This window comes from Maribacter litoralis, from assembly GCF_902506355.1.
In the GTDB taxonomy this organism is placed as follows: domain Bacteria; phylum Bacteroidota; class Bacteroidia; order Flavobacteriales; family Flavobacteriaceae; genus Maribacter; species Maribacter litoralis.
Window position 1 is genome coordinate 2,452,068 of record NZ_LR733271.1, and the last position, 25,712, is coordinate 2,477,779.

Consider the following 25,712-nt stretch of genomic DNA (forward strand, 5'->3'; position numbering starts at 1 on the left):
AAGGATTATGAGGAAATTAAGAAATGATGAACTGGGAAGAATAGATGTGGAAGGATATAAGCTCGCCGGTAAATCGCCAATTATAATTGTACTTGATAATATTAGAAGTTTAAATAATATTGGTTCTGTTTTTAGAACTGCGGATGCCTTTCTTGTAGAAAAGATTTATTTGTGCGGTATTACGGCTACTCCTCCTCATAAAGATATACATAAAACTGCTTTGGGTGCTACCGATAGTGTAGATTGGGAGCATGTTCCAGAAACGATTACATTGGTCGAAAGGCTAAAAAATGAAGGCTGCCATGTTATTTCTGTGGAACAGGCAGAAAATGCTACCCAGCTAAATGACTATGCACCCATAAATGAAAAAAAGCAAGTACTTGTTTTTGGTAATGAGGTTAAGGGCGTAACACAGAACGTTGTTTCTGCCAGTGATCAAGTTTTAGAGATACCTCAATTTGGTACTAAACATTCCTTGAATATTTCGGTCAGTGTCGGTATTGTGGTTTGGGATTGTTGGAGTAAAATTAACGCATAAAAAAACCTGATCATAGACCAGGTTTTTAAGTATAGTTTGAGTTAGTTAGTCGCACGTATGCCTTCACAATAAAAGATTTTCTTTTCATTTACGCAAGAAATCGTGCAATTTATTATTGATATAAATTGGATAGGGCAAAGTCTTCGATCTTGGTTAAAACGGTTTCATAATCACTTTTTCTGCTCACGAAATCTAACTCGCTAACATCCATAATTAGTTGGTTCTCTTTGGGGTAAGTTCGCAAAAAGTCAAAGTAACCTCTATTGATTTTCTCTAGATAGGTTAGCTCTATATTCTGCTCGTAATCTCTACCTCGTTGTTTAATTTGTTGTAATAACCGTTCTGTAGTTTGGTATAGATAAACGTAAATTTTTGGCTTTTTAACTTCTTTGTACATAAAGTTGAACACTTTTCTATAAAGGTCAAATTCGTTTTGTTGAAGGGTGACTTTAGCAAAAATCAAAGATTTATAAATATCGTAATCACTGACCATAAAACTTTTAAAAAGGTCTAACTGGTTGGTGTCTTCTGTAAATTGTTGATAACGATCTGCTAAAAATGACATTTCTAAAGGAAAAGCATATCTAGATTGGTCGATATAAAAGTTTGGTAAAAACGGATTTTCGGCAAATCTTTCTAAAATCAATTTTGCATTGAAATCATCTGCAATTTTGGTGGCAAGGGTTGTTTTTCCTGCTCCAATGTTACCTTCAATTGCAACATATTGCAAACTGGCAAAAAAAGTATGTCTGTTTTTGAACAGTCTTTGTATTTGTTTGGTAATGCTGCTTTTATCTTTGCACTCCTGTAATAAGTTTCGCGTATCCTTGTTAAAAATAGGGTGGTAGAATTGCGGCGATATATCAGCAAGTGGTTTTAAGATAAATTTTCTCTCTTGCATTTTTGGGTGCGGTATGGTAAGCGCATCAGTATTTATAACCTCTTTGTCATAATAAATAATGTCAATGTCCAAAGTTCTACTCTGGTAACTTTCACTATGGTTTCTTTCTCTTCCAAAGGCGGTTTCAATATCCAATAGTTCTTTTAGAAGGTCATTAGGTGACAGTAAGGTTTGTAGTTCTAAACAAGCATTTAGGAAATCTTCGCCTTCAAAACCCCATGACGGGGTCTCATAAGTGGCAGATACTTGTCTAATTTCACCGGCAACTTTGCTTATTTCAAAGATGGCTTTTTGTAATAATAGTTGACGGTTGCCTAAATTGCTTCCTATAGATAATAATGCTGTTTTGTATACTCCCATAATCTTAGAACAAAATAACTAAAACATATTCACATTAGTTATCTTTGTTAACTATTTAAAATTAAGATTTAAATGAAATTTTTAAGAAATTTTCTAGCGTCCATTTTAGGCTCCTTGTTTGCCTTCGGAATCATGTTCGTAATGTTTTTGATTTTCGTAAGCCTTGTTAGTAGTAGTGAAGACACTGTTTCTGTTAAGGATAACTCTATTCTTGAACTGCAACTTCAAAGACCTATTTCTGATTATACAGGTAGTAATGAGCTTGATCCATTTGCAGGTATATTCGATGAGTCGCAAGGATTGGATGAAATTATTCATGCTATAGAGGTGGCCAAAAATGATGACCGTATAAAGGGTATTAGTATAAATAATAATTTCATTATTGCTGGTTTGGCACAAACTCAGGCAATTAGAAAATCACTTGAAGATTTTAAGGCAGAAGGGAAGTTCATTTATGCGTATGCAGATTTTTTTATGCAACGTGATTATTATTTGGCTAGTGTTGCCGATTCTGTTTTTATAAATCCGGTTGGGGTATTAGATTTTAAAGGATTGTCAACAGAGGTGCTTTACTATAAAGAACTCCAGGAGAAATCAGGTATTAAGATGGAGGTTATTCGCCATGGTAAATATAAAAGTGCGGTTGAGCCATATTTAGAGGATACTATGAGTGAAGCGAATAGAAGTCAATTGACTTCATTATTGCAATCTTTATGGAATTCAATGGTGACGGATATGTCTGAAACCAGATCTATTTCTGAATCTGACCTAAATGTAATTGCAGATACATTAGGCGGCAGAACTCCTAAGTTTGCAAAATTGTCCGGATTAATAGATGATGTTGTTTTTTATGATGAATATGAAAACAAATTGGCAAATGCATTACAATTAAAGAAAGATGAGAAAATTAATTATAGCACTTTAGATGACTACGTAAAGTACTCTAATAAAAAGACACTGAAATCCGGTGATGATAAAATTGCGGTAGTTTTTGCGCAGGGAGAAATATTTTACGGTGAAGGTGGCCCTAATATTATAGGTCAGGGTATCATTAACGAAGCTTTGATAAAAGCTCGTGAAGATGATAAGGTTAAAGCGATTGTATTGCGGGTTAACTCTCCTGGAGGTAGTGCATTAACTTCCGATATTATTTGGAGAGAAGTAGAATTGACAAAAAAGGAGAAACCAGTCATTGTTTCCATGGGAAATGTAGCTGCCTCTGGTGGGTATTATATTGCTGCCGGTGCTGATAAGATTTACGCCGAACCTACTACTATAACGGGTTCTATAGGTGTATTTGGTACAGTGCCCAATTTAACCGAGTTGGCAGATAATGTAGGTATAAATGCAGAACAGGTCGGCACTAATAAAAACGCTGTGGAATATTCTCTTTTTGAGCCAATGCAAGATAGTTTTAAAAATCAGGTTCAAGAGAGTATTGAAGAGACCTATGAGACTTTTCTGCAAAGGGTTTCACAAGGTAGAGGTATGACAATGGCACAGGTAGATAGTGTTGCTCAAGGTAGAGTTTGGAGTGGAACAGAGGCATTGGAGATTGGTCTGGTAGATGAATTGGGTAATTTAGATGATGCTATTGCCGCTGCTGCAGAAATGGCTGAGTTAAGTGCATATGGCGTTAAGAAATTTCCGAAGTATAAAAGCGGATTTGAGCGTTTTATGGAAGATCTTGAAGGTGCAAGTGTAAGGGTTAAAGAAAATCTGTTGAAAGATGAGATAGGGGAAGAGGCTTACCAAGTTCTTAAGGAACTTAAATCTCTAAAAAAGCAAAGTGGAATACAAGCTAAAATGCCGTTTGCTTTAGATATTAAATAAGTTTATGACCTTAAAAGATAGAAAATTAGCACACCGTATTTATCTGTATTTAGGGGCTTTGTTTATTACCTCCTTAGTTGTTTCTAATCTTATTTTTCAGAAATTTTTCTATTGGAATCCCTTCGGGGATTTCACCGTTTTTGGAGTATCCCTTTTTGAGGTTTCCGTAGGTATTTTGCCTTACCCGATCACTTTTTTAATTACTGATCTCATATCTGAAATTTACGGTAGAAAAATGGCGAACCAAATTGTTACCGCCGGTATATTTGCCTCTTTCTTTTCCATGGGAATCATTTTAGTTGCAGAAGTAGCCCCAGCTATACCTTCTTCACCCATAAATGATGCTACATTTACACAGGTTTTTGCTTTGTCACCAATAGCGGTCTTGGCCTCTATGATCGCGTATTTGTTGGCGCAATATGTAGATGTTGCCATATATCATTTTTGGAAAAAATTGACAAAAGGAAAGTACTTATGGTTACGTAACAATTTTTCAACATTTCTATCACAATTTCTAGATACGTTTACCGTTGTGGCATTGTTATGTGTCTTTAAAGTATTGCCGTGGGAGCTTTTTTTCGGACTGGTAGTCAGCGGATTTATTTTTAAGATTTTTATAGCATTTATAGACACCCCTTTTCTCTATTTCTTCGTATATATTATGAGAAAGCGTTTTAATCTAAAGCCAAATGAAGAATTGGACTTAGATATTATGGATTTAGAAAAACAAAATAGAACAGTATAAAAATTTACTATGGGTAAGAAAATATTGAAAATTGTAGGAGTACTTTTTTTATTGATACTAATCGTTTTAATTGCAGCACCTTTTTTCTTGGAAGCAAAAATTGGTGACATTATAAAGAATAACGTTAACAACAACGTCAATGCTACATTAGATTTTTCGGAGGCAAACTTGAGTTTGGTAAAAAGCTTCCCAAATGCGGAAGTAGGCTTCAAAGATGTGGTGTTGATTAACAAAGCGCCTTTTGAGGGCGATACGCTCTTCAAAGCCAATAATTTGGATTTGACCATGGGTATAATGCAGTTGTTTAAAAGTACTGGCGATGCAATTGCCATTAACGATATTAATTTGGACGGAGCCTTGGTGAATATTGTGGTGGATAAAGAATTAAATGCTAACTATGATATTGCTTTGGCTTCTGAAGCTGCAACAACGGTTGAAGAGCCAAGTACTACCGATGGTTTTTCTTTTGACCTACAGTCTTATAAAATTACAGATTCAAGAATCTATTACACCGATAATTCTACCGGTATAGCTTTTAAATTAGACGATTTTGAGCACAAAGGAACAGGAGATTTGTCTTTGGCTACTTCGGAGTTGGATACGCATACCAACGCTCTAATTTCTTTGGAAATGGACAGTGTAAACTATCTGAATAAAAACAAGATAAAATTAGATGCACTTATCGGTATAGATTTAAACGAGAATAAGTATTCATTTTTAAAAAACGAAGCGCTGATCAATCAGTTGCCATTAGTGTTTGATGGTTTTGTTAAATTGAATGAGACAAGTCAAGAAGTAGATTTGACTTTTAAGACCCCATCATCTGACTTTAAAAATTTCTTAGGTGTCATTCCCGAAGCGTATTCAAAAAATATTGAAGATGTAACTACAACAGGTAATTTTGCGGTAAATGGTAATTTTAACGGTGTTGTTGATGAAACCCATATTCCAAAATTTCATATCGAATTAAATTCTGATAATGCGTCTTTTAAATATCCAGATTTACCAAAAGCGGTTAAGAATGTTTTTTTAGATGTTCAGATAGATAATGAAACGGGTATTGTTGAAGATACTTACGTAAATGTCAATAAGGCATCGTTCATGATAGATGAAGATAAGTTCAACCTTACTTCTAATATCACGGAGCTTATGGGTAATACTAAGGTTAAGGCCCATATGGATGGTAATATGAATTTGGCAAATATTTCTAAAGCCTATCCTGTGCCAGCTGAATACAATTTAAAAGGGATGTTGAAAGCGGATATCTCAACTGCTTTTGATATGGCTTCGGTAGAGAAAGAACAATACGAAAAAACAAGTACTACCGGTGATTTAAGTTTGACCGATTTCGAATATAATTCAGACGAACTTGCCAATCCGGTTGTATTTAAATCTGCACGCTTAACTTTCAATCCAAAGACGGTGACATTAAATAGTTTAAATGGTACCACTGGTACTACAGACTTTGATGCTACGGGTACTATAAATAATTTGTTGGGTTTTATGTTTAACGATGAAAAGGTTGAAGGTAATTTCAACTTGAAGTCCAACTCTTTTGCCCTTAACGATTTTATGGTTGCCGAAACGGAAACACCATCTACTACTGGTGAAAATGAAACTACAGGCGAAAATACGGAGGAAAAGATTAAGATTCCATCATTTCTGGATGCCACTATTAATGCCGATGCTAAAAAGGTAATTTACGATGATATTGTACTAAGCGATGTTACCGGGGTTTTAAAAATTAAAGATGAGACAGCTACACTTAGTAATATGTCTGCAGGTATGTTCGGTGGTAAAATAGGCTTTAATGGTCAGGTTTCTACTAAAACCGATACACCTACATTTAATATGAAATTAGATCTAAATCAGTTGGGTATTCAAGAGACGTTCGCTTCTGTAGATTTATTTAAGGCGGTGGCTCCAATTGCTCAAATGTTAAACGGTAAATTAACTTCAGATATTTCTTTATCGGGTAATTTGACAGATGATTTAATGCCGAACTTGTTATCGCTTAGTGGAGATTTGTTTGCAGATATCATGACAGAGGAAGTAAATACAGAATCTGCACCAGTACTAAATACGTTGGTTTCAAAATTAAACTTTATAGATGTTGATCAACTTAATTTAAAGGATATTAAAACATCATTATCATTTAAAGATGGTATTGTGGCGGTGAAACCTTTTACTTTGAATTATAAGGATATCGCCATCAATGTAGATGGTAGCCATTCTTTTGATCAAAAGTTGAATTACAAAGCATCTTTACAGGTGCCTGCAAAATATCTAGGGTCAGATATTACTAAACTTATATCTAAAATTGATGATGCTTCATTAACAGACCTTACTATACCGGTTGTAGCAAATATTGGTGGGGTTTATAGTAGTCCTACTGTAACAACAGATTTAACATCTGGTGTTAAGGAGTTAACAAGCAAATTAGTTGAGATCGAAAAGCAAAAGCTCATCAACAAAGGTACTGACAAGGCTAAAGATTTAATAGGTGGTTTAATTACCGGTAATAAAGCGGCCCAAGATTCTGTGAGTAATGAAACCTCTACCACGAATACCAGTGCTAAAGATATTTTAGGCGGAATTTTAGGAACAAAAAAAGATACCGTAACATCGGCAACTTCCACAAAGACCGATTCTACACCAGCAAATACACAGAAAGAAGCTGTTAAAGAAAAGGCCAAGGATATCTTAGGTGGACTCTTCGGTAATAAGAAAAAAGATAGTACTAACTAATGGTTAGGCCAACATAGAAACCTTCGCTACCTCTAACGTTGAATACCGTGTTGTCTTCAAATATTAGATACTGACCTTTTATACCTTTCAATTTACCTTCAAATGTAGGTGTTTTGGTAAGGTTAAGGCTTTTTACCTTGGCAGGGTATTGCAACACCGGAAATTCCAATTCTGTCTCTTGGTTGGTTTCTAGGTAATACGGCAATGCTTCCTCTGGTATATATTGTTTGAGTTTTTCTCGCCATTCTTGTAGATTTTCATCTACGACATTATTGGTGAGCATGGTTCGCCAGTTGGTTTTGTCCCCTACATGATCTTTAAGGGCAACTTCGGTTATTCCCGCCAAATAGCGATTTGGTACTTCTACGATTTCTATAGCTTCATGTGCACCTTGATCGATCCATCTTGTGGGTACTTGGGCTTTTCTAGTAACACCTACTTTTACATTGCTTGAGTTGGCTAAATAGACTACATGTGGTTGTAACTGTACTTTTTTCTCGTACGCCAGATCTCGGTCTTCTTGATCTAAATGAGCTTTGCTTAATTCTGGTCGCATGATCCAATCACCAGCAGAAGGAATTTCAAAAAAGCAGGTTCTGCAAAAGCCTTGTCTATAAATAGGTCTGTCATTGCCACAGTTTAGACATTCGCATTTAATAAATTCTATTTTTAACGTTTTGTCAAGTACTTGGTTTACATTCAAAAAATCTGATTCGAACAACATAAAATATTGAATTGGACTTCCTATTTCTGTCTGCATTTTTCTTAGTACTCCTTCGTATTGCATGTTAATGTAGCTTATTGATTTGTAATTTGAAAATGATAATTAGATACCCTATTTTTAGCAGCACAAAGATACCCATAAATGCCAATTACCCTATTTAATTCTATTGCCTCTTGGTTGCTGAAAAAACGATTTCATCAAATAGAACTTTTTTTAAAATATCCAGAAGAAGTTCAAGAAGAGGTGCTGTTGCAATTGCTAGAATTTGCAGAAGATACCGAGGTGGGTAGAACATATGATTTTGAGTCAATTGAGTCTTACAAAGATTTTAAAGAAAGGCTGCCTATTGTTTCTTATGAAGAAATTCAACCCATTATTGAACGTACTAGAAGAGGGGAGCAAAACTTATTTTGGCCTACCAAAGTAAAGTTGTTTGCCAAGAGCAGTGGTACCACCAATGCTAAAAGTAAATTTATTCCGGTTAGTGGAGAGGCTTTAGAAGATTGTCATTATAAATCCAGTAAAGACCTTTTGTGTCTTTATTTGAATAACAACGAAAATTCTCAACTATTTACAGGTAAGAGTCTACGTTTAGGTGGTAGTAAAGAGCTCTATGAGGATAATGGTTCTTTGTTCGGCGATTTATCTGCAATCTTAATCGATAATATGCCTTTATGGGCAGAATATAGTAGCACGCCTAGTAATAAGGTCTCTTTAATGAGCGATTGGGAAAGCAAGCTAATGGCTATTATTCATGAAAGCGTACAGGAAAACGTAACTAGTTTAGCAGGAGTACCTTCTTGGATGTTGGTATTAATGAATAAAGTTCTAGAAGAGACCGGTAAGGATAATCTATTTCAGGTTTGGGAAAACTTGGAGGTATACTTTCACGGTGGGGTAAATTTTAATCCGTATAAGGAACAATACAAAAAAATACTTCCAAAGAATAACTTTCAATACTATGAAATTTATAATGCATCTGAAGGTTTCTTTGCAATTCAAGATAGAAATGGTGCAGACGATTTGTTGTTGATGTTAGACTACGGTATATTTTATGAGTTTATTCCCATGGATGTCTATGGTGCTTTAAACGAAGAGGCTATACCATTATGGGATATTGAATTAGGTAAGAACTATGCTATAGTTATAACTACAAATTCAGGCTTATGGAGATATAAAATAGGGGATACGGTACGTTTTACTTCTAAAAGCCCTTATCGTATTAAAGTTACTGGTCGTACAAAACATCATATTAATGTGTTTGGGGAAGAACTTATAATTGAGAATGCAGAAGAAGCGTTAAAAATAGCTTGCGCTAAAACCGGTGCTGAAATTATGGACTATACCGCCGGACCCATTTTTATGGTCAATAAGGATAAAGGGGCACATGAGTGGATCATGGAATTTAGAAACTTGCCTAAAGACTTTGGTGCTTTTGTCGAAATTTTTGACAATGCTTTAAAATCCCTTAATTCTGATTATGAGGCTAAGAGGCTTCATAACATTACATTAAATGCTCCTATTGTTCATGAGGCTCGTAAGAATCTTTTTTACGACTGGTTAAAGAAAAATGATAAACTTGGTGGGCAGCATAAAATTCCTAGACTATCTAATAAAAGGGATTATTTAGATGAGCTTTTACTAATGAACAAGTAATTTGCTCTATACACACCAAATATTGACCTAATCACAACATTATTTGATATTTTCATAATCATTGCCATACATTTGTTGAGGTTCATGTAGTTTTTGTCCTACAGGTACTATGTTATTATTTCATATATCCTATTTTGAATAATGGGGTCTACATCGATAAATTTTAACCTGTAAACAATTAAATAGTGATTGGTAGGATAATTAATACAACTTGCTGGAGCAAAACTTAACCAAAACTATAAATACTATTATTATGGCAGAAAAATTAGTGATCGTTTCAGATATGTGGGGCGCTAAAAAAGGATTGTGGATTACTTCTTACTTAGGGTATCTGCAACAGTACTTTGATATTACTTTTTATGATAGCCAACAATTGGCGAATTTGGATATTTTAATTCAGACTGAAGAAAATGTACATAATGCCTTTTTAGAAGGTGGTACAGATACAGCTGTTTCTCATTTATTAAAGAAAGAAACAGAAGCTTGTTATTATTTAGCCTTTAGTACCGGTGCTACAATTGTTTGGGAGGCCGCTAAGAGAGGTTTACCTGTGAAGTCTTTATATGGTGTATCTCCAACCAGAATACGTAAAAAGAACGAGAGACCTAATATTCCTTATACACTTGTTTATGGTGCTAATGATGAATTTAGACCAAGCGAAGAATGGGCAAATAAATTAGGTGTAGAAATGAATGTTTTACCTAACTATGGTCATACTTTATATACAGATGAAAAAATAATTAAAAAGGTCTGTATGGATTTATTGCAAGAAGTAACGCAGATTGCACCACAGGTTAAAAAGAAAGTGGTATAGCCTTTCAATATAAGATTTAAGAATATAAAAAAAGCGAAGATGTAAATCTTCGCTTTTTTTATGTTTTGCTATTATATAATAGTGGTTATGAAACTGCCTTCAATTTTTTAATGGTATCATGAGATAACATTTCTTCGGCATATGGTTTTGTAACCTTAAAGTTTGTTTCACCAGAACTTGGCATTTCAAACATTGCATCGGTAAAAATTGCTTCGCACAAAGAACGTAGACCTCTAGCTCCAAGTTTGTACTCTATGGCTTTTTCTACAATGTAATCTAACGCTTGATCTGTAATGCTAAAAGTAATGTCATCCATCGCAAACAATTTTTCATATTGTTTGATGATTGCATTTTTTGGTTCCGTTAAAATAGCCCTAAGGGTTTTCTTATCTAGCGGATTCATATGTGTAAGCACCGGAAGTCTACCAATGATTTCAGGAATTAAACCAAAATCCTTTAAATCTTTTGGGATGATGTATTGTAATAAATTATCATCATCTAAAGAACTGTCAGATTTTGAAGCACTATAACCAACTGCTTGCATGTTCAATCTTTTGGTAATCGCACGTTCTATACCATCAAAAGCTCCTCCGGCAATAAACAGAATATTCTCTGTATTTACCTCAATGAATTTTTGATCTGGGTGTTTTCTTCCTCCTTTAGGCGGTACGTTAACCGTTGTGCCTTCCAAAAGTTTTAGAAGACCTTGTTGAACTCCTTCACCGGAAACATCTCTAGTGATAGATGGATTATCGCTCTTACGGGCAATTTTGTCAATTTCATCTATAAAAACGATACCTCTTTCTGCTTTCTCAAGATTGTAATCAGCTGCTTGCAAAAGACGGGTCAATATACTTTCTACATCTTCACCAACATAACCTGCCTCTGTTAATACGGTAGCATCTACAATAGCCAATGGTACGTTAAGCAATTTGGCAATGGTCTTTGCCATAAGCGTCTTACCGGTACCGGTTTGACCGACCATTACAATATTACTTTTTTGTATCTCTACATCATCTTCTTTTGATGATGGCTGTAATAATCTTTTATAGTGATTGTAAACAGCAACAGACATCACTTTTTTGGTACGTTCTTGACCAATTATAAAAGTGTCTAAAAATTCTTTGATCTCTTGCGGTTTTTTTAAAACAAGTTCAGAAGAAAGATCGTTGGTCTTTGTTTGTTTTGACTCTTCTGCTACAATTCCATGCGCTTGTTCAATACAACGGTCGCAAATATGTGCGTCTAGACCAGCAATCAACAAATTTGTTTCTGGTTTTTTTCTACCGCAAAATGAACATTCTAAATTTTCCTTTGCCATTATCTATCTTCTCAATTCTATTCCTTAACGATCTAAAATCGTTTTTGGTTTAAAAATCATCTATTAATTTGAATAAGTTAGTCGAATTTATTTCTTCTCCCTTACCAAAATTTCATCGATCATTCCGTATTTAAGTGCTTCATCAGCCTTCATCCAGTAGTCGCGGTCACTATCTTCACGTACTTTTTCGATGTCGGTACCAGAGTGTTCTGCAATGATTTGATAAAGTTCATCTTTCAACTTCAAGATTTCTCTAGCTGTAATTTCAATATCACTGGCTTGACCCTGTGCGCCACCTAACGGTTGGTGTATCATAACACGAGAATGTTGCAAACCACTACGTTTTCCTTTCTCGCCGGCACATAGTAAAACAGCACCCATTGAAGCTGCCATACCAGTACATATGGTGGCTACATCTGGAGAAATAAACTGCATTGTATCATATATACCTAAACCGGCATAAACACTACCTCCTGGAGAGTTAATGTAGATTTGAATATCTTTTTTGGCATCTACACTCGCCAAAAACAATAACTGTGCCTGTATAATGTTGGCAACCTGATCATTGATACCGGTTCCCATAAAAATGATGCGATCCATCATTAAACGCGAATAAACGTCCATTGCCACAACATTCATAGAACGTTCTTCTATAATGTTAGGCGTCATGTTCGTAGGGTACATGCTGCTCATTATAGTATCGTAGTATGTACTGCTGATCCCTTGGTCGTTTATAGCGAAATTCTTGAATTCTTTTCCGTAATCCATAAATTGTATGTCTATATTTTAGAGTAAAAAAAGGTGCCGAAAATTATATTTCCGGCACCGTAAAGATACTTAATTTATTGTTTGGAATTATCCGTAAACTTCTTTCACGAAATTTTCATAGGTAACCTCCTTAGTCTTAAGGTTTGCCTTTTCTTTGTAAAGATTCAATAATTTTTGACTCATCAATTGTTCTGATAGTCTTTTTACCTCATCTTGGTTACCTAAAACACGGGCAGCGATCGTATCCAATTCTTCCTCTTTTGGGTCTAACTGTCCAAATTGTGCCATTTGAGAACGAATAAATCCTTTTGAGAATTCTTTCAACTCGTCAAACTGAACTTGTAGTTCATTGTCGCGAATTATTTTACCTTCAATAAGTTGGTAACGTAAGCCTTTTTCAGATTTAGCATACTCTTCAGCTGCTTGTTCTTCAGATAATGGCTCTTCACCTGTCATTTGAATCCATTTGGTCAAGAATCCGGTAGGTAGTTCAAACTTGGTGTTTTCTATAAAGTATTCAGTAACGTCGTTCAATAATTTTTGATCGGCCTGTTGCTCAAATTGTTTTTCAGAATCTTCTTTGATACGTTCTTTTAATTCCTTTTCAGATTTTACACTATCAGGTCCAAAAAGTTTATCAAAAAGCTCTTGGTTTAATTCAGCTGCTTCTCTTTCGTTAATTTCAGAAATAGTAAAGGTTACCTCTATATCCAATGCTTCTGCTTTCTGTTGGTCTATACCTAAAGCACTAGAAAGCATATGGTCTTCTTTGAAAAGACCTTTGGTCTTTAGAGTAACTTCATCACCGATTTTTTTGCCTTTTAGGGCATCTAAAGCTTTTTTGCTTTTTAATTTATCGGTTTCAATCATAGTTTTACTATCGATCTCTTCGGCTTCATTAACGAAAGTACCACTTACTTCGTCGTTTTTGCTAACCTCATCTTTACTTACAAGCTTACCGTATTGTTTTTGAATACGCTCAACTTGTTCGTTCACCATTTTGTCGTCAGCTACAATCTTGTACTGTGTAATGGCTTTTTTTGTTTTTAAAGAAACTTCAAAATCCGGAGCAAGACCTAATTCAAACTCAAATGCCAATTCGTCTTGATCCCAATCAAAATTATCCTGTTGTTTTGGTAAAGGGTTACCAAGAACATCTAATTTTTCTTCGGTAAGATATTTGTTAAGATTGTCTTGTAATAATTTGTTGACCTCATCTACCAATACAGCTTTACCGTATTGCTTCTTTATAAGTCCCATAGGAACTTGGCCTTTTCTAAAACCAGGAATATTAGCTTGCTTCTTATAATCCTTTAAAATGGTGTCTACCTTATCTTGGTAATCTTCTTTTGTGATAGCAACTTTAACTACTGCATTTAAATCGTCTATCTGCTCTTTCGTAATATTCATTCCTTAATATCTATTTGCATGTGTAAAATGGGATGCAAAAATACTACATTTTACAAAGTCAACCAATTTTTTAAAGTATTGAATTTCAAATCACAAGCAACTATGACTTGTCTTCTTTTAACAGTGAAAAAAAGATTGATTGTAAAAAAGATAGCAAGAGGCTAAAAATCAATGCCCACCAAATATTTCCTACGGCAAAACCATCTATAAGGTTGTCTGCCAAAAGAATCATTAAAGCGTTTATGATCAGTAAAAAAAGACCAAAAGTTATTACCGTTACGGGTAATGTTAGTATTACCAGTATGGGTTTTACCAATAAATTTAGAATGCTCAGTACAACGGCAACTATAATTGCGGTCATGTAACCGTCTACCGATACGTTGGGCAATACATTTGCTAAAATGATTACGGCAAGTGCGCTTAATAAAATTCTTAATATTAGTTTCATAGTGTTGGTTTTAGATGATAATAAGATAAGCGTTTAGTCTTTATTAAAAAAGTTGAGCGATTTTTCAAAGAATTGTTTTGGATTTTCAGCGTGCAACCAGTGCCCGGCATTATCGATAGTTTCTACGCTAGCCTTTGGGAAATGTCTGTGAATAATTTCAAAATCATTTTGAGTTACATATTCAGATTTATCTCCTCTTAAAAATAGGGTAGGTCCGTCAAAACTATCCGTACTGTTGATATTGTCGCCAATATCTTCCATTTTTTCACTTAACACCTCTAGGTTAAATTTAAAGCGCAGTTTTTTATTTTCATCCCTATCAAGATTTTTTAATAAGAACTGACGTATTCCCGGGTTTGATAGATGTTTTTTTAACTGCTCATCGGCATCTTTTCTTGATTTTAAATTGGTGGTGTCAATGGCATTTAGGCCATTGATGATGTCTTGATGATGAGGCGGGTAATATTTAGGTGCAATATCTGCAATCAGTAATTGATTTACACGCTCGGGATGACTGCAAGCAAATTGCATGGCGGTTTTGCCCCCCATGGAATGACCAATTATAGCGGTGCTTTCAATATTATGTGCGTCTAAATAATTTAGAAAATCGTTGGCTAAAATGTCATAATTAAAATCTGGAGAATGAAAACTTTTACCATGATTTCTTTGGTCTATTAAGTGAACACAAAAACCATGTTCCGCATATTGTGCGCCTAAAGTTTTCCAATTATCCAACATACCTAAAAACCCGTGTAAAATACACAGTGGTTTTCCTTGCCCTAAAATTACCGAATGTAAGATCTGTTTCATTTTAATCGTTGTAAGTACATGTTTACCACATTGTCCAATCCTAAATAAAGAGCTTCACTAATTAATGCGTGACCAATGGAAACCTCTAGTAAGTTAGGTATGTTTTGAGCAAAATATTTAATATTGTCCAAGCTAAGGTCATGACCTGCATTGATGCCTAAACCTAGCTCGTTTGCTTTTTTTGCGGCCTCAATAAATGGTCGAATAGCTTTTTCCTTGTCATTTTCATAATCGGTGGCGTAGCTTTCGGTGTAAAGTTCAATACGATCGGTGCCTACAGCTTTAGCTCCTTCGATCACTTTCGGGTCTGGGTCTACAAAAATTGAGGTTCTAATTCCGGCAGATTTAAAAGTTTTAATAACGTCGGTTAAAAATTCTTTATGTGCTATAGTGTCCCAGCCTGCATTTGAGGTTATTGCATCAACTGAATCTGGTACTAAGGTTACTTGTTCTGGTTTGACCTCAAGTACTAACTCAATAAATTTTGAAATAGGGTTACCCTCTATGTTGAATTCCGTTTTAACAATTTTCTTCAAGTCCCTGGCATCTTGATACCTTATGTGCCTTTCATCGGGTCTTGGGTGTATGGTTATGCCTTGTCCTCCAAAACTTTCTATGTCAGTAGCTACCTTAAGTAAATTTGGAACATTACCACCGCGGGCATTTCTAAGTGTTGCAATTTTGTTAACGTTTACGCTAAGTTTTGTCATTATGTCTTATTTAGCTTTTAAGAGCCTCAAAAATACAAATAAGGCACACCTTTTGATATTATTAATTGTTATTTTGCGTTATAAATAGGCTTATGCATATTCAAGAACATATCATTACGAACTTACCGGTATTCGACATTAAGGATACTTCTGAAAAAATATTGGAATTTTTTCACGATACTACCTATTCCCATATTGCCATTTTAGAAGAAGGGCGATTTTTGGGGCTGTTCTCAGAGATTGATGCTGACGGACTTATGCCTGACTCGAAAATAGAGGATTTTAGGTATGAGCTTCAAAGTTTCTTTGCTCGTAGAGAGACCAATTGGTTAGATGTTTTAGAGGTTTTTGCACGCAATGAAGCTAATTTGTTGCCTATTTTAAACGAGAAAGAAGAGGTGGTAGGGTATTATTGTCTTACCGATATTGTTGCAGAGTTTATTGATACACCTTTTTTTACCGACCCAGGTAGTATACTAGTTGTAGCAACGGGCATTAAAGATTATTCCTTTAGTGAGATTGCACAGATTGTAGAAAGTAATAATGCAATGCTAATCGGTGGTTTTATTACCGATACCCAAAATGATATAGTTCAAGTAACCTTAAAGATTACGACGAATAACTATAATAAGGTAGTGCAAACTTTTAGACGTTACAATTATCATATTTTATTCGGTAATAGTGATGACGAGTTTCTTGAAGACCTAAAAAAACGATCGGACTACTTGGATAAATACCTTAATGTATAATATGAAAGTAGCTGTATACGGTCAAACTTATCAAGATAATGCTATTGAATACCTCATTGAACTGTTAGATGAGTTAAAAAAGGTATCTGCCAAAGTTTTTATAGAGAAAGATTTTTACGAACTCTACAGCGTTAGGGATAACTCAGAGATATTTCCGGTTTTTACATTGAACCAGGGTTTGGATTCCACTTTTGACATGTTCGTTAGTTTTGGTGGTGATGGTACTATATTAAGAGCTACAACTTTTGTTCGAGATTTAGGTATTCCTATTGTCGGTGTAAATACCGGTAGACTAGGCTTTTTATCGACCTTTAAAAAAGAAGATGTTCGTAAGGTGGTGCAAGAGTTTAAACAAGGTGCCTATACCGTTGTTGAGCGTAGTTTGGTTCAGCTGAATACCGAGAAATTGGATGCGGAATTTGGTGATTTGAATTTTGCGCTAAACGAAATTACAGTAAGTAGAAAGGAAACGACCTCTATGATTACGGTTGAAACCTATTTGAATAATGAATACCTTACTTCGTATTGGGCAGACGGACTTATAATTTCTACCCCAACCGGGTCAACGGGTTATTCACTAAGTTGTGGGGGTCCGGTTATTGTTCCTACGGCAAAGTCATTGGTGTTGACACCTATAGCACCACATAATTTAAATGCGAGGCCATTGGTTATTTCAGATGATACGGAAATTAGATTAAAAGTGTCAGGAAGAGAAGATAATCATTTGGTGTCGTTAGACTCAAGAATTGCTTCTTTGGAAAATGGAGAGGAGATTACCATTAGCAAGGCTCCCTACACTATAAAAATGATAGAATATACTTCAGAAAGTTTTTTAAAGACCTTAAGAAATAAGCTTCTTTGGGGTGAGGATAGGAGAAATTGAGTCCGCTTTTAAACAATAAATGACTTCAATCGCTGTTTATCCTTTGAGAACACAAAAATTACTGTGCCGGTTTTTAAAGCTTTGGTGCCGTTAATTATAAAATCTATTCTATGCGTTATATAACGTTATTAATACTACTTTTTTTATTTTCCGGTTTGCAAGCGCAGACATATGAAGTGGGTATTTTTGCAGGTGGAGCCAATACTATTAGCGATGTGGGTAGAACTAACTATATTTTACCTTCTGATATTGCTTTTGGGGGATTGTTCAAATGGAATATTAGTAAAAGATATGCGTGGCGGGGTAGCCTAACTTATGGGCAATTTACCGCAGATGACAACAAATCTAGCTCTACAGCAAGACAGCAAAGAGGGTATGTGGTCGATAATTCTATTTTAGAAGGCTCGGTAGGTTTGGAATTTAATTTTGTTGAATATAATTTACATAAACTAGGTCCTGCATTTACACCATACTTATATACGGGTCTTACCTATTTTAGGTATGATTACCAGTATTTTAATGGTGGGGTGTTACAAGAAATTAATCAAAAAGAAGGAAGCTTTGCCGTACCAATGACGGTCGGTTTTAAGTATCGTATCAATCAGTTTCTTATTTTTGGTGGCGAAATAGGGGCTAGGTATACCTTTACGGATAACTTAGATGGTAGTAATCCAGAAGGTTCTAACTTTGAAGAATTCCAGTTTGGAAACATATTTAGTGATGACTGGTATGTTTTTTCGGGTTTAACCTTAACCTATACTTTTGGCAGAAAGCCTTGTATGGATTGTTTTGAGTAATTATAAAGATGAGCGATAGTAACGAAATTGATAAGTTGAATGTTCCAAAGCACCTTGCTATTATTATGGACGGTAATGGTAGATGGGCAAAGGAACGTGGTAAACTTAGGGTTTTTGGTCATGAGCATGGCGTAAAAACCGTTAGAATTGTTGTAGAACAATGCGCTCAATTAAAAATAGATTTTCTTACATTATATACTTTTTCAACTGAAAATTGGAACAGACCAAAGGTAGAGGTGCAAACACTTATGCGCCTTTTGGTTTCATCTTTAAAGAAAGAACTTAAAACTTTTAACAAAAATAACATACGTTTAAATACCATTGGTAATATAGATGCCTTGCCTGTAAAAGCTTATAAAGAGTTGGTTGATGTAATGGAACAGACTAAGCAAAACACAGGGATGACATTGACTCTTGCCCTTAGTTATGGGGCTCGCGAAGAGCTGCAATCTATGGTGAAAGAGATCAGTACCAAAGTTAAAAATAATATAATTTCAATTGAAAACATTGACCAAGACATTATAAATAGCCATCTTTACACGCATGATTTGCCAGACGTAGACTTACTTATCCGTACTAGTGGAGAACATCGGATCAGTAATTTTTTATTATGGCAGATAGCTTATGCGGAGTTATATTTTATTGATGTATATTGGCCTGATTTTAGAGAGCATCACTTAGTGGAGGCCATCAAGAACTACCAGAACAGAGAACGAAGATTTGGAAAAACTAGCGAACAACTCACTTAAAGATATGACTAGGTTCATATCCTTGAACCAATTTTTAACCACCCTTTTATTTTTAACCACCTTTATCGCCGCTGCACAGGATTCCTATGAAGATGGCAAAAGTTATATTTTGGGAGGGTTAGATGTAACTGGTCTTCAAAGTTATAACGAACAAACGGTTAAAACTTACACAGGTTTAAGAGTAGGGCAACCAATTACTTTACCAGGAGAACAAATTAGTGAGGTCATTAAAAAACTATGGGGTCTTGAACTTTTTAGTGAAATAGACATTTTTATTACCAATATTGAGGAGAATACTGTATTCTTAGAACTGAATATTATAGAAAGACCTACCCTTAGTAATGTTAAGTTTTATGGGGTTAAAAAAGGTAAGCTTGAGAGTCTTATTCAAGATACAGACCTTAAAAAAGGAAAAAAGATCACTGAAAGCTTAATTTCCAACTCTAAAAACTACATCACCAATAAGTACAAAAAACAAGGCTACTTAAATGCCGAAGTTAATATTGCCACTTCTAAAGATACGACAGGTAATAACACCCAATATATGGTTGTTAATGTTAAAAAGGGTGATAAAGTAAAAATTAGAAGTATTGATTTTGAGGGTAACGAACAATTATCCGACAAGAAATTACGCAAAGCATTAAAAAATACAAAGCAGAAGAAATTAGGTAGATTCTGGAAAAAATCGAAATACATTCAAGAGGACTATGAAGAGGATCTTGATTTGTTGATCGATAAATTTGCTGAAAACGGTTATCGCGATGCTCGTGTTATATCAGATTCTGTAATAAGGGTAGATGAAAATAATATCGATTTAAAGATAACAGTAGAGGAAGGTGATAAATACTACTTTGGTGATATTGATTTTGTTGGTAATACCGTATACACTGATCGTCAATTAAACCAAGTGCTTGGTATTAAAAAGGGCGATACATATAACGGTGTATTAATGCGTGAAAGAATTGCCGATAATTCTAAACCGGACCCTAATGATGTCACTAGTTTGTATCAAAATAATGGTTATTTGTTCTCGACCATTAATCCTGTAGAAATTTCTGCCGCTAATGATACTATTGATTTTGAAATTAGGATTATAGAAGGTAAAGAAACATTTTTAAATCACGTAACTGTTTCCGGAAATGATAAAACCAATGACCACGTAATCTATCGTGAACTTCGTACAAGACCAGGTCAAAAATACAATAAGGCAGATATAATTAGAAGTATTCGTGAATTGGGTCAGTTAGGCTTTTTCGATGCGGAACAAATTACACCAGATGTATTGAATGCCAACCCAAATGAAGGTACTGTAGATTTAGCTTGGAGCTTGGTAGAATCTGGATCAAGTCAAATTGAACTACAAGGTGGTTATGGTGGCGGTGGCTTCATTGGTACTTTGGGGCTGTCATTCAGTAACTTCTCTATTCAGAACTTATTTAATGGTGAAAAGTATAAACCGGTACCAATGGGTGATGGACAAACCTTTGCACTGCGTTTACAGGCAAGTCAAACGTATAGAGTCTATAGCTTAAATTTTGCTGAGCCATGGTTGGGTGGTAAAAAGCCGGTACGTTTTAACCTTAGTATGTCTAGAACACAGCAATTTGCTGCTCAATATGATAGTAGTGGAGATATAGATGTTAAAAAAGATCAACAATTTTCTATTACGGGTATTACTGCTGGTTTGGCAAAACGTGTACAATGGCCAGATGATTTCTTTACCATTTCACATTCCTTAAGTTACCAGTTATATGATTTTAGGAACTATAATATTGGTCTATTCAACTTTGGTGATGGTAAGGCAAATTCATTAGCGTATACTTTTGGTATCTCAAGAAACGCCACACAAGGTGGTAGAATTTTCCCAAGAGGTGGTTCTAATTTTGAGATTAGTGCCAAGTTTACGCCACCATGGTCTTTATTCAGTGATAAGGATTATAGAGAATTGAAAGATAGATCAGATGAGTTAGAGGATCAAAAGAATTCTGTTGGTTTAACATCAGTTGAGCAAGCTGAATTAGAAGATTTAGATCAAGAGAGATTTAGATGGTTAGAATATTATAAGGTGAAATTTAAGGGAGACTGGTATACTACTTTGGTAGATAAATTAGTTCTTCGTAGTAATGCTGAATTCGGTTTCTTGGGTAACTATAATAGTGCCGTTGGTGATGTGCCTTTCGAAAGGTTTTACGTGGGTGGTGACGGTTTAGGTAACTTTACATTAGATGGTAGGGATGTTGTTCAATTAAGAGGTTACGACAACCAATCTATAACTCCGTATTCAGATGGAGCAACTTCACCCGATGGTGCATTAATTTATAATAAATTCTCTTTAGAGTTAAGATATCCGTTAACATTAAAACCTTCTGCATCTATTTATGGACTAGCATTTTTAGAAGGTGGTAATGCCTTCAACAATTTTCAAGAGTTTAATCCGTTTGAATTAAAACGATCGGCCGGTGTGGGGCTGCGTATCTTTATGCCAGCATTTGGTTTGTTGGGTATTGATTTTGGTTATGGGTTCGACGAGGATCTTGTACCAACTTCTGCAGGGCAAGGGCCAAGCGGATGGCAAACACACTTCATCATTGGTCAACAGTTTTAATTTTCATTGAATTATTACAATCGTTCAATATGCTAATCCTTTAATTTTAAAAGATTTAGTAATTTTGGCACGATATTTTCTATAGGATTAAACGACATTAACAATGAGTACAAAAGCAAAAGTTCTATTATTGGTTTCGGTCATTTTTATGACACTACAAGGGTTGGCCCAAAGAGGGGTGAGAATGGCTTATGTAGACATGGAGTATATTTTAGAAAATGTCGAGGAATATAGAGATGCGACCGAACAACTGGAAACTAAAGTACAGCGTTGGAAAATTGAAGTTGAACAAAAACAAAGTATCGTTGAGCAAATGAAAAAGGATTTGATGGCTGAAAAAGTGTTGTTGACTCCAGAACTTATAGAAGAACGTGAAGAAGAAATACAGATTTTGGAACGTGAAATGATCGAGTATCAACAAGATCGTTTCGGACCGCAAGGTGATCTAGTACTGCAAAAAAGAAGGCTGATACAACCTATACAGGATCAGGTGTTCAATGAAGTACAAAAAATAGGAGCGAATAAAAAGTATGATTTTATTTTTGATAAATCTGCGGATGTTGTAATGTTGTATTCCGAAAAAAGGCACGACATTAGTGATTTAGTGCTTAGGGGTATTGCTAGAACAAGAAAAATTAGCAAACCTGCTAAAAAGTCAAATGATCGTAGTAGATTAGATGATTTTGAAGGTGAAGAAGAAGAGGTGGTAAGTGAAGCCTTACAAGAGCGATTAGATAAAGCAAATCAAGCAGCTGAAGCTAGAGAGAAAAGTGCTGCAGATGCTAAAGCAGAGCAGCTAAAATTACGTGAAGAGCGTAAGAAGGCTTATGAGGAAAGAAGAAAGAAATTACTAGAGGAGCGTGAAGCTAAAAGGCAAGCGAAATTGAAAGAAAGAAACGAAAGTAAAGAAGAAGATAATAACGAAGAAGAAAATAGCGATACCGAAAAAGATGATAACGGTACTATTTAAATAGGTTTAACGACCGTACATTAACACTCAAAATTGAATTAAAATTACACTCATGAAACAAGTAAAACAAATTGTGGTAGCCTTATTGTTGTTTGTAGCAACGACAAGTTTTGTAAATGCCCAAAGTAAAGTAGCTCACATAGATGTTACTAAATTATTATCTGCAATGCCTGAGATGAAGGCAGCAGAAGCAGAGCTCAAAAAATTACAAGAGACTTATAATGCCGATATTGAAGGTTCAATGACAGAATTGCGTAACAAGTACACGCAGTACCAAAATGAAGCAGCATCTAAGTCTAAAGAAGAAAATGAAAAAAGAGCTATAGAATTGCAAGGTTACGAAAAGAATATTGGTGAGGCTCAACAAAGAGCTCAACAAGAATTTCAAAAGAAACAAGCTGAGTTGTTTGCTCCTATTTCAGAAAAGGCCAAAGCGGCTATTGAACAAGTAGCGGCTGCTCAAGGTTTTGATTATGTTATTGATGCGCAAGCTGGTGGTGGTTTGATCGTTGCAAAAGGTAAAGATCTTTTACCAGATGTTAAAAAGCAATTAGGTTTCTAAATAGAAACCATGATAATAAATAAAAGCCATCTAATTTAGATGGCTTTTTTTATATCCCTATTTTTCTTCTAATATTTGTCCATCTTAGGTTTCTGATAAACTTACCTTCTTCTTCGGTAACCAAGTACTCATCTTGATTATGACTTGCATTCAGAAAGCCGGTCATGTTGTTCCAGAAAGATTTGATAGACTTGTTCTTCATGGCCATCTTCAAAGAGGCTATAGCGGTTATAATAAAGCCATATCGCATGCTGTACATTGCTTTGCCCTGTAGTCTTTTAGCTTTTGCGTTATAAGCCTTTCCTGTGGGGCGTAAATGCTTTACTTTAAGTCGGTCTTCAGTATGTGTGGTGTAGCCGTGAAACTTCGCTAAAAGCTCGTCTACGGTATCCCAGCCCATAGCGCTCTTTAATCCACCAATCTTTATAAAGCAGTCTTTTGAATATGCTTTTATGGCTCCTCTTATATGGTCTTTGTCCATTGGGTGGTTGAGGATCCATTCACCATGGCTATTCTGTTCATAAATGAATCCACCGCAAATTCCTAAGAATTTATCATTGCTAAAATGAGATGATATCACTTCGAAATAATTTTTTGGTAAAATTAAATCGGCGTCAAGTTTAACTATAAAATCAAAATTTTCATCAAGCAGTTCAAGCCCTTTGTTGAAGGCATTTACAACTTTGCTTCCGGGCATATGCTGAGTAGATGATATTGAATTTAGTTTTTTGAACACACTATTTTTAATGGCGTATTCATTTATGATGTTCTCGGTATTATCAGTAGAATTGTCATTGACAAGAATTACTTTTTTCGGTGCCAATGTTTGTTCCAGAATGGAGTCTAAGGTGTTTTTCAGAAAGTCCTCTTCATTGTGTATGGGAATAACTACGTAGTAATCCATATGCTTATAGATACATTATTTTCTGGTAGCGTATACAATATAATATCTTGGTGTAAACAATCTTAAAAACGGTCTAAATCCAAGTTTCTTTACAGGATTGGTCCATTTCATGGTGTCTTGAATTTCCCAACCGGCTTTTTCTAGAAGCCAATCAAACTGCCAATCTTCAAATTCATGGTAATGTCTATCCCACTTATCGGTTTTACTTCTATATGCAGGGGAAAACCAGAGTTTTAAAGGAATACTGGCCACTAATTTTTTAGATTTTGTATTAGATAAAAGATGTAATGGGGCTAAAAGATGTTCAAATATTTCAAAGGCGGTTAGCACTTCTGCATCGGTAGAGGTAACAGCGCTGAAATCAAAATCTAAATCTTCACCATTGGTATTGCTTACTTTATAACCGTCTTGTCGCATTATATCCGTAAACGGATTTTCTACTCCTAAATCTAAAATTGACTCAGAAGTATTTATATGTTTTCGTAAAAACTGAAGCGTATGTTTGTAGCGTTTGTTCGGAAAGCTGTTTTCGTACATGTTTAAATTCTGTATACCATTGCATTGACGTTCATTCCGGCGCCAACACTAGCAAAGATAACAACATCTCCCTTTTTAATTTCCTGATTTTCTAATTTACCTTCTTTTACCATGTCGAATAAAGTGGGTATAGTAGCAACCGAGCTATTGCCAAGCTTTGAAATACTCATGGGCATAATACCTTCTGGCATCTCCCTGTCATAAATTTTGTAGAAGCGTTTTACAATGGCCTCGTCCATTTTTTCATTGGCTTGGTGAATAAATATCTTTTTCACCTCGTCAATTTTTACTCCGCTGTTATCAAGGCAAGATGCCATTGCCGACGGTACGTTGGTTACGGCAAATTCATAAATTTTTCTACCGAACATTTTTATGTAATAGGCTTTCTTTTCATCCTCTTTGTTATATGTATCGCCAAAGAATAGAAAGTTTGCTTCATCATTGGCAAAAGTGGCAGATTCGTGCGCAATAATTTCACCGCCATCATCAGATTTTTCAACTATGGTAGCACCTGCACCATCAGCATAAATCATGGAGTCCCTATCATAGTCATCAACTATTCTAGATAATGTTTCGGCACCTATAACCAAACATTTTTTGGCAATACCACTTTTTATAAAAGCATTGGCCTGGATCATACCTTCTAGCCAACCTGGGCAACCAAAAATTAAATCATAAGCGACACATTTAGGGTTTTTGATCTGCAATTTATGTTTAACCCTTGTGGCTAAACTAGGCAGTGTGTCCCCTTGAATATAACCGTCTTTTAGGTCTCCAAAATTATGGGCTACAATGATATAGTCCAGGGTTTCTTTGTCTAACTGTGCATTGTCGATTGCTTTTTCTGCGGCAAAGTAAGCAAGGTCGGATGTGTTATACTCTTTGGGGGCATATCTTCTTTCTTCAATACCTGTTATGGCTTTGAATTTCTTTATAATAACCTCATTATCTTGCTTAAATGCAGTACCGTCAAGATTTAAGAAATGATGGTCGTTAAAATCTTTATTGGAAATTTTTAGTTCGGGAATATAGCTTCCTGTTCCTGTAATTGATATGCTCATTTTAAAAAATTGTATTGTAATCGAAATGTAGTGAAATTGAAAATTATTTTATATGCATGCATAATAAATTTTACGATGCTCAATACGGTTTTCTTTGAATTATTTGAAA

At 35.2% G+C, this 25,712-nt stretch carries 24 protein-coding genes; 13 read left to right on the plus strand and 11 right to left on the minus strand.

Annotation, left to right across the window (positions count from 1 at the left end):
* The first annotated feature begins 7 nt into the window (after positions 1 to 7).
* Positions 8 to 538 carry an RNA methyltransferase gene (locus EXIGUO8A_RS10215; protein WP_159303047.1) on the plus strand — a complete coding sequence of 177 codons (531 nt, stop codon included), beginning with the start codon at positions 8 to 10 and terminating at the stop codon, positions 536 to 538.
* A 112-nt stretch (positions 539 to 650) separates the two neighbouring features.
* Here EXIGUO8A_RS10215 and folK read toward each other — a convergent pair whose 3' ends face one another.
* Complete coding sequence (folK, locus tag EXIGUO8A_RS10220) at positions 651 to 1,799, minus strand: 2-amino-4-hydroxy-6-hydroxymethyldihydropteridine diphosphokinase (protein ID WP_159303048.1); 1,149 nt, start codon at positions 1,797 to 1,799, stop codon at positions 651 to 653.
* A 72-nt stretch (positions 1,800 to 1,871) separates the two neighbouring features.
* On the opposite strand from folK, the gene sppA reads away from it, so the two are divergent.
* From sppA to EXIGUO8A_RS10235, 3 genes are read left to right on the plus strand one after another with little or no spacing between them, the layout of a single operon-like run.
* Positions 1,872 to 3,632 (plus strand): signal peptide peptidase SppA, encoded by a 1,761-nt coding sequence (gene sppA / locus EXIGUO8A_RS10225; protein ID WP_159303049.1) that lies wholly within the window; start codon positions 1,872 to 1,874, stop codon positions 3,630 to 3,632.
* A 4-nt stretch (positions 3,633 to 3,636) separates the two neighbouring features.
* On the plus strand, positions 3,637 to 4,377 hold the full coding sequence (locus tag EXIGUO8A_RS10230; protein WP_159303050.1) for a queuosine precursor transporter: 741 nt from the start codon (positions 3,637 to 3,639) through the stop codon (positions 4,375 to 4,377).
* A 9-nt stretch (positions 4,378 to 4,386) separates the two neighbouring features.
* A complete protein-coding gene (locus EXIGUO8A_RS10235) occupies positions 4,387 to 7,125 on the plus strand; it encodes an AsmA family protein (protein ID WP_159303051.1) in 2,739 nt (912 codons plus the stop codon).
* Here the strand turns inward: EXIGUO8A_RS10235 and EXIGUO8A_RS10240 are convergent.
* Positions 7,118 to 7,912 carry a DUF2797 domain-containing protein gene (locus EXIGUO8A_RS10240; RefSeq protein ID WP_159303052.1) on the minus strand — a complete coding sequence of 265 codons (795 nt, stop codon included), beginning with the start codon at positions 7,910 to 7,912 and terminating at the stop codon, positions 7,118 to 7,120. The two genes, EXIGUO8A_RS10235 and EXIGUO8A_RS10240, sit on opposite strands and share 8 nt — an antisense overlap.
* 78 nt (positions 7,913 to 7,990) lie before the next feature.
* Here EXIGUO8A_RS10240 and EXIGUO8A_RS10245 point away from each other — a divergent pair, with 78 nt between their 5' ends.
* Complete coding sequence (locus EXIGUO8A_RS10245; protein ID WP_159303053.1) at positions 7,991 to 9,505, plus strand: GH3 auxin-responsive promoter family protein; 1,515 nt, start codon at positions 7,991 to 7,993, stop codon at positions 9,503 to 9,505.
* A gap of 253 nt (positions 9,506 to 9,758) precedes the next feature.
* Entirely contained in the window at positions 9,759 to 10,319 is a 561-nt protein-coding gene (locus tag EXIGUO8A_RS10250) for a dienelactone hydrolase family protein (RefSeq protein WP_116770919.1), read from the plus strand.
* Positions 10,320 to 10,404: 85 nt separating this feature from the next.
* Here the strand turns inward: EXIGUO8A_RS10250 and clpX are convergent, their stop codons facing one another.
* The 6 genes from clpX to EXIGUO8A_RS10280 form a co-directional block, all read right to left on the minus strand.
* Positions 10,405 to 11,640 carry an ATP-dependent Clp protease ATP-binding subunit ClpX gene (gene clpX / locus EXIGUO8A_RS10255; RefSeq protein ID WP_116770365.1) on the minus strand — a complete coding sequence of 412 codons (1,236 nt, stop codon included), beginning with the start codon at positions 11,638 to 11,640 and terminating at the stop codon, positions 10,405 to 10,407.
* An 87-nt stretch (positions 11,641 to 11,727) separates the two neighbouring features.
* Positions 11,728 to 12,408, minus strand: coding sequence for an ATP-dependent Clp endopeptidase proteolytic subunit ClpP (gene clpP / locus EXIGUO8A_RS10260; RefSeq protein WP_159303054.1), 681 nt, complete (start codon positions 12,406 to 12,408; stop codon positions 11,728 to 11,730).
* 87 nt (positions 12,409 to 12,495) lie between these two features.
* Positions 12,496 to 13,818 carry a trigger factor gene (gene tig, locus EXIGUO8A_RS10265; protein WP_159303055.1) on the minus strand — a complete coding sequence of 441 codons (1,323 nt, stop codon included), beginning with the start codon at positions 13,816 to 13,818 and terminating at the stop codon, positions 12,496 to 12,498.
* 100 nt (positions 13,819 to 13,918) lie between these two features.
* On the minus strand, positions 13,919 to 14,266 hold the full coding sequence (locus EXIGUO8A_RS10270) for a phage holin family protein (RefSeq protein WP_159303056.1): 348 nt from the start codon (positions 14,264 to 14,266) through the stop codon (positions 13,919 to 13,921).
* Positions 14,267 to 14,299: 33 nt separating this feature from the next.
* Positions 14,300 to 15,076: an alpha/beta fold hydrolase gene (locus EXIGUO8A_RS10275; RefSeq protein ID WP_159303057.1), complete on the minus strand. Its 777-nt coding sequence runs from the start codon at positions 15,074 to 15,076 to the stop codon at positions 14,300 to 14,302.
* A complete protein-coding gene (locus EXIGUO8A_RS10280; protein ID WP_159303058.1) occupies positions 15,073 to 15,786 on the minus strand; it encodes a pyridoxine 5'-phosphate synthase in 714 nt (237 codons plus the stop codon). Before EXIGUO8A_RS10280 ends, EXIGUO8A_RS10275 begins: the two co-directional genes overlap by 4 nt.
* Before the next feature lie 92 nt (positions 15,787 to 15,878).
* Here EXIGUO8A_RS10280 and EXIGUO8A_RS10285 point away from each other — a divergent pair, with 92 nt between their 5' ends.
* The 7 genes from EXIGUO8A_RS10285 to EXIGUO8A_RS10315 all read left to right on the plus strand — a co-directional run bounded on the left by EXIGUO8A_RS10285 (position 15,879) and on the right by EXIGUO8A_RS10315 (position 23,101).
* The gene (locus EXIGUO8A_RS10285; protein ID WP_159303059.1) at positions 15,879 to 16,535 is read left to right on the plus strand and encodes a CBS domain-containing protein; all 657 of its coding nucleotides are present in this window, start codon (positions 15,879 to 15,881) and stop codon (positions 16,533 to 16,535) included.
* 1 nt (position 16,536) lies between these two features.
* The gene (locus EXIGUO8A_RS10290; RefSeq protein ID WP_159303060.1) at positions 16,537 to 17,418 is read left to right on the plus strand and encodes an NAD kinase; all 882 of its coding nucleotides are present in this window, start codon (positions 16,537 to 16,539) and stop codon (positions 17,416 to 17,418) included.
* A 110-nt stretch (positions 17,419 to 17,528) separates the two neighbouring features.
* Complete coding sequence (gene porG, locus EXIGUO8A_RS10295) at positions 17,529 to 18,215, plus strand: type IX secretion system protein PorG (protein ID WP_159303061.1); 687 nt, start codon at positions 17,529 to 17,531, stop codon at positions 18,213 to 18,215.
* An 8-nt stretch (positions 18,216 to 18,223) separates the two neighbouring features.
* Positions 18,224 to 18,964 carry an isoprenyl transferase gene (locus EXIGUO8A_RS10300; RefSeq protein WP_159303062.1) on the plus strand — a complete coding sequence of 247 codons (741 nt, stop codon included), beginning with the start codon at positions 18,224 to 18,226 and terminating at the stop codon, positions 18,962 to 18,964.
* Positions 18,965 to 18,968: 4 nt separating this feature from the next.
* Positions 18,969 to 21,569: a BamA/OMP85 family outer membrane protein gene (locus EXIGUO8A_RS10305; protein ID WP_159304436.1), complete on the plus strand. Its 2,601-nt coding sequence runs from the start codon at positions 18,969 to 18,971 to the stop codon at positions 21,567 to 21,569.
* Positions 21,570 to 21,672: 103 nt separating this feature from the next.
* Positions 21,673 to 22,539, plus strand: coding sequence for an OmpH family outer membrane protein (locus EXIGUO8A_RS10310; protein ID WP_159303063.1), 867 nt, complete (start codon positions 21,673 to 21,675; stop codon positions 22,537 to 22,539).
* Positions 22,540 to 22,591: 52 nt separating this feature from the next.
* Positions 22,592 to 23,101 carry an OmpH family outer membrane protein gene (locus EXIGUO8A_RS10315; protein ID WP_159303064.1) on the plus strand — a complete coding sequence of 170 codons (510 nt, stop codon included), beginning with the start codon at positions 22,592 to 22,594 and terminating at the stop codon, positions 23,099 to 23,101.
* 49 nt (positions 23,102 to 23,150) lie between these two features.
* Here the strand turns inward: EXIGUO8A_RS10315 and EXIGUO8A_RS10320 are convergent, their stop codons facing one another.
* The 3 genes from EXIGUO8A_RS10320 to EXIGUO8A_RS10330 are packed head-to-tail and all read right to left on the minus strand — an operon-like array spanning position 23,151 to position 25,603.
* On the minus strand, positions 23,151 to 24,005 hold the full coding sequence (locus tag EXIGUO8A_RS10320) for a glycosyltransferase (RefSeq protein WP_159303065.1): 855 nt from the start codon (positions 24,003 to 24,005) through the stop codon (positions 23,151 to 23,153).
* 15 nt (positions 24,006 to 24,020) lie between these two features.
* Entirely contained in the window at positions 24,021 to 24,542 is a 522-nt protein-coding gene (locus EXIGUO8A_RS10325) for a methyltransferase (protein ID WP_159303066.1), read from the minus strand.
* Positions 24,543 to 24,544: 2 nt separating this feature from the next.
* On the minus strand, positions 24,545 to 25,603 hold the full coding sequence (locus EXIGUO8A_RS10330; protein ID WP_116770378.1) for a 3-oxoacyl-ACP synthase III family protein: 1,059 nt from the start codon (positions 25,601 to 25,603) through the stop codon (positions 24,545 to 24,547).
* Positions 25,604 to 25,712: the final 109 nt, after the last annotated feature.

What these genes read in the sequence shown, in the direction of transcription:
- EXIGUO8A_RS10215 (WP_159303047.1), top strand. Translation starts at nt 8, where the DNA reads ATGAGGAAATTAAGAAATGATGAACTGGGAAGAATAGATGTGGAAGGA.
- folK (WP_159303048.1), bottom strand. Translation starts at nt 1,799, where the DNA reads ATGGGAGTATACAAAACAGCATTATTATCTATAGGAAGCAATTTAGGC.
- sppA (WP_159303049.1), top strand. Translation starts at nt 1,872, where the DNA reads ATGAAATTTTTAAGAAATTTTCTAGCGTCCATTTTAGGCTCCTTGTTT.
- EXIGUO8A_RS10230 (WP_159303050.1), top strand. Translation starts at nt 3,637, where the DNA reads ATGACCTTAAAAGATAGAAAATTAGCACACCGTATTTATCTGTATTTA.
- EXIGUO8A_RS10235 (WP_159303051.1), top strand. Translation starts at nt 4,387, where the DNA reads ATGGGTAAGAAAATATTGAAAATTGTAGGAGTACTTTTTTTATTGATA.
- EXIGUO8A_RS10240 (WP_159303052.1), bottom strand. Translation starts at nt 7,912, where the DNA reads ATGCAATACGAAGGAGTACTAAGAAAAATGCAGACAGAAATAGGAAGT.
- EXIGUO8A_RS10245 (WP_159303053.1), top strand. Translation starts at nt 7,991, where the DNA reads ATGCCAATTACCCTATTTAATTCTATTGCCTCTTGGTTGCTGAAAAAA.
- EXIGUO8A_RS10250 (WP_116770919.1), top strand. Translation starts at nt 9,759, where the DNA reads ATGGCAGAAAAATTAGTGATCGTTTCAGATATGTGGGGCGCTAAAAAA.
- clpX (WP_116770365.1), bottom strand. Translation starts at nt 11,640, where the DNA reads ATGGCAAAGGAAAATTTAGAATGTTCATTTTGCGGTAGAAAAAAACCA.
- clpP (WP_159303054.1), bottom strand. Translation starts at nt 12,408, where the DNA reads ATGGATTACGGAAAAGAATTCAAGAATTTCGCTATAAACGACCAAGGG.
- tig (WP_159303055.1), bottom strand. Translation starts at nt 13,818, where the DNA reads ATGAATATTACGAAAGAGCAGATAGACGATTTAAATGCAGTAGTTAAA.
- EXIGUO8A_RS10270 (WP_159303056.1), bottom strand. Translation starts at nt 14,266, where the DNA reads ATGAAACTAATATTAAGAATTTTATTAAGCGCACTTGCCGTAATCATT.
- EXIGUO8A_RS10275 (WP_159303057.1), bottom strand. Translation starts at nt 15,076, where the DNA reads ATGAAACAGATCTTACATTCGGTAATTTTAGGGCAAGGAAAACCACTG.
- EXIGUO8A_RS10280 (WP_159303058.1), bottom strand. Translation starts at nt 15,786, where the DNA reads ATGACAAAACTTAGCGTAAACGTTAACAAAATTGCAACACTTAGAAAT.
- EXIGUO8A_RS10285 (WP_159303059.1), top strand. Translation starts at nt 15,879, where the DNA reads ATGCATATTCAAGAACATATCATTACGAACTTACCGGTATTCGACATT.
- EXIGUO8A_RS10290 (WP_159303060.1), top strand. Translation starts at nt 16,537, where the DNA reads ATGAAAGTAGCTGTATACGGTCAAACTTATCAAGATAATGCTATTGAA.
- porG (WP_159303061.1), top strand. Translation starts at nt 17,529, where the DNA reads ATGCGTTATATAACGTTATTAATACTACTTTTTTTATTTTCCGGTTTG.
- EXIGUO8A_RS10300 (WP_159303062.1), top strand. Translation starts at nt 18,224, where the DNA reads ATGAGCGATAGTAACGAAATTGATAAGTTGAATGTTCCAAAGCACCTT.
- EXIGUO8A_RS10305 (WP_159304436.1), top strand. Translation starts at nt 18,969, where the DNA reads ATGACTAGGTTCATATCCTTGAACCAATTTTTAACCACCCTTTTATTT.
- EXIGUO8A_RS10310 (WP_159303063.1), top strand. Translation starts at nt 21,673, where the DNA reads ATGAGTACAAAAGCAAAAGTTCTATTATTGGTTTCGGTCATTTTTATG.
- EXIGUO8A_RS10315 (WP_159303064.1), top strand. Translation starts at nt 22,592, where the DNA reads ATGAAACAAGTAAAACAAATTGTGGTAGCCTTATTGTTGTTTGTAGCA.
- EXIGUO8A_RS10320 (WP_159303065.1), bottom strand. Translation starts at nt 24,005, where the DNA reads ATGGATTACTACGTAGTTATTCCCATACACAATGAAGAGGACTTTCTG.
- EXIGUO8A_RS10325 (WP_159303066.1), bottom strand. Translation starts at nt 24,542, where the DNA reads ATGTACGAAAACAGCTTTCCGAACAAACGCTACAAACATACGCTTCAG.
- EXIGUO8A_RS10330 (WP_116770378.1), bottom strand. Translation starts at nt 25,603, where the DNA reads ATGAGCATATCAATTACAGGAACAGGAAGCTATATTCCCGAACTAAAA.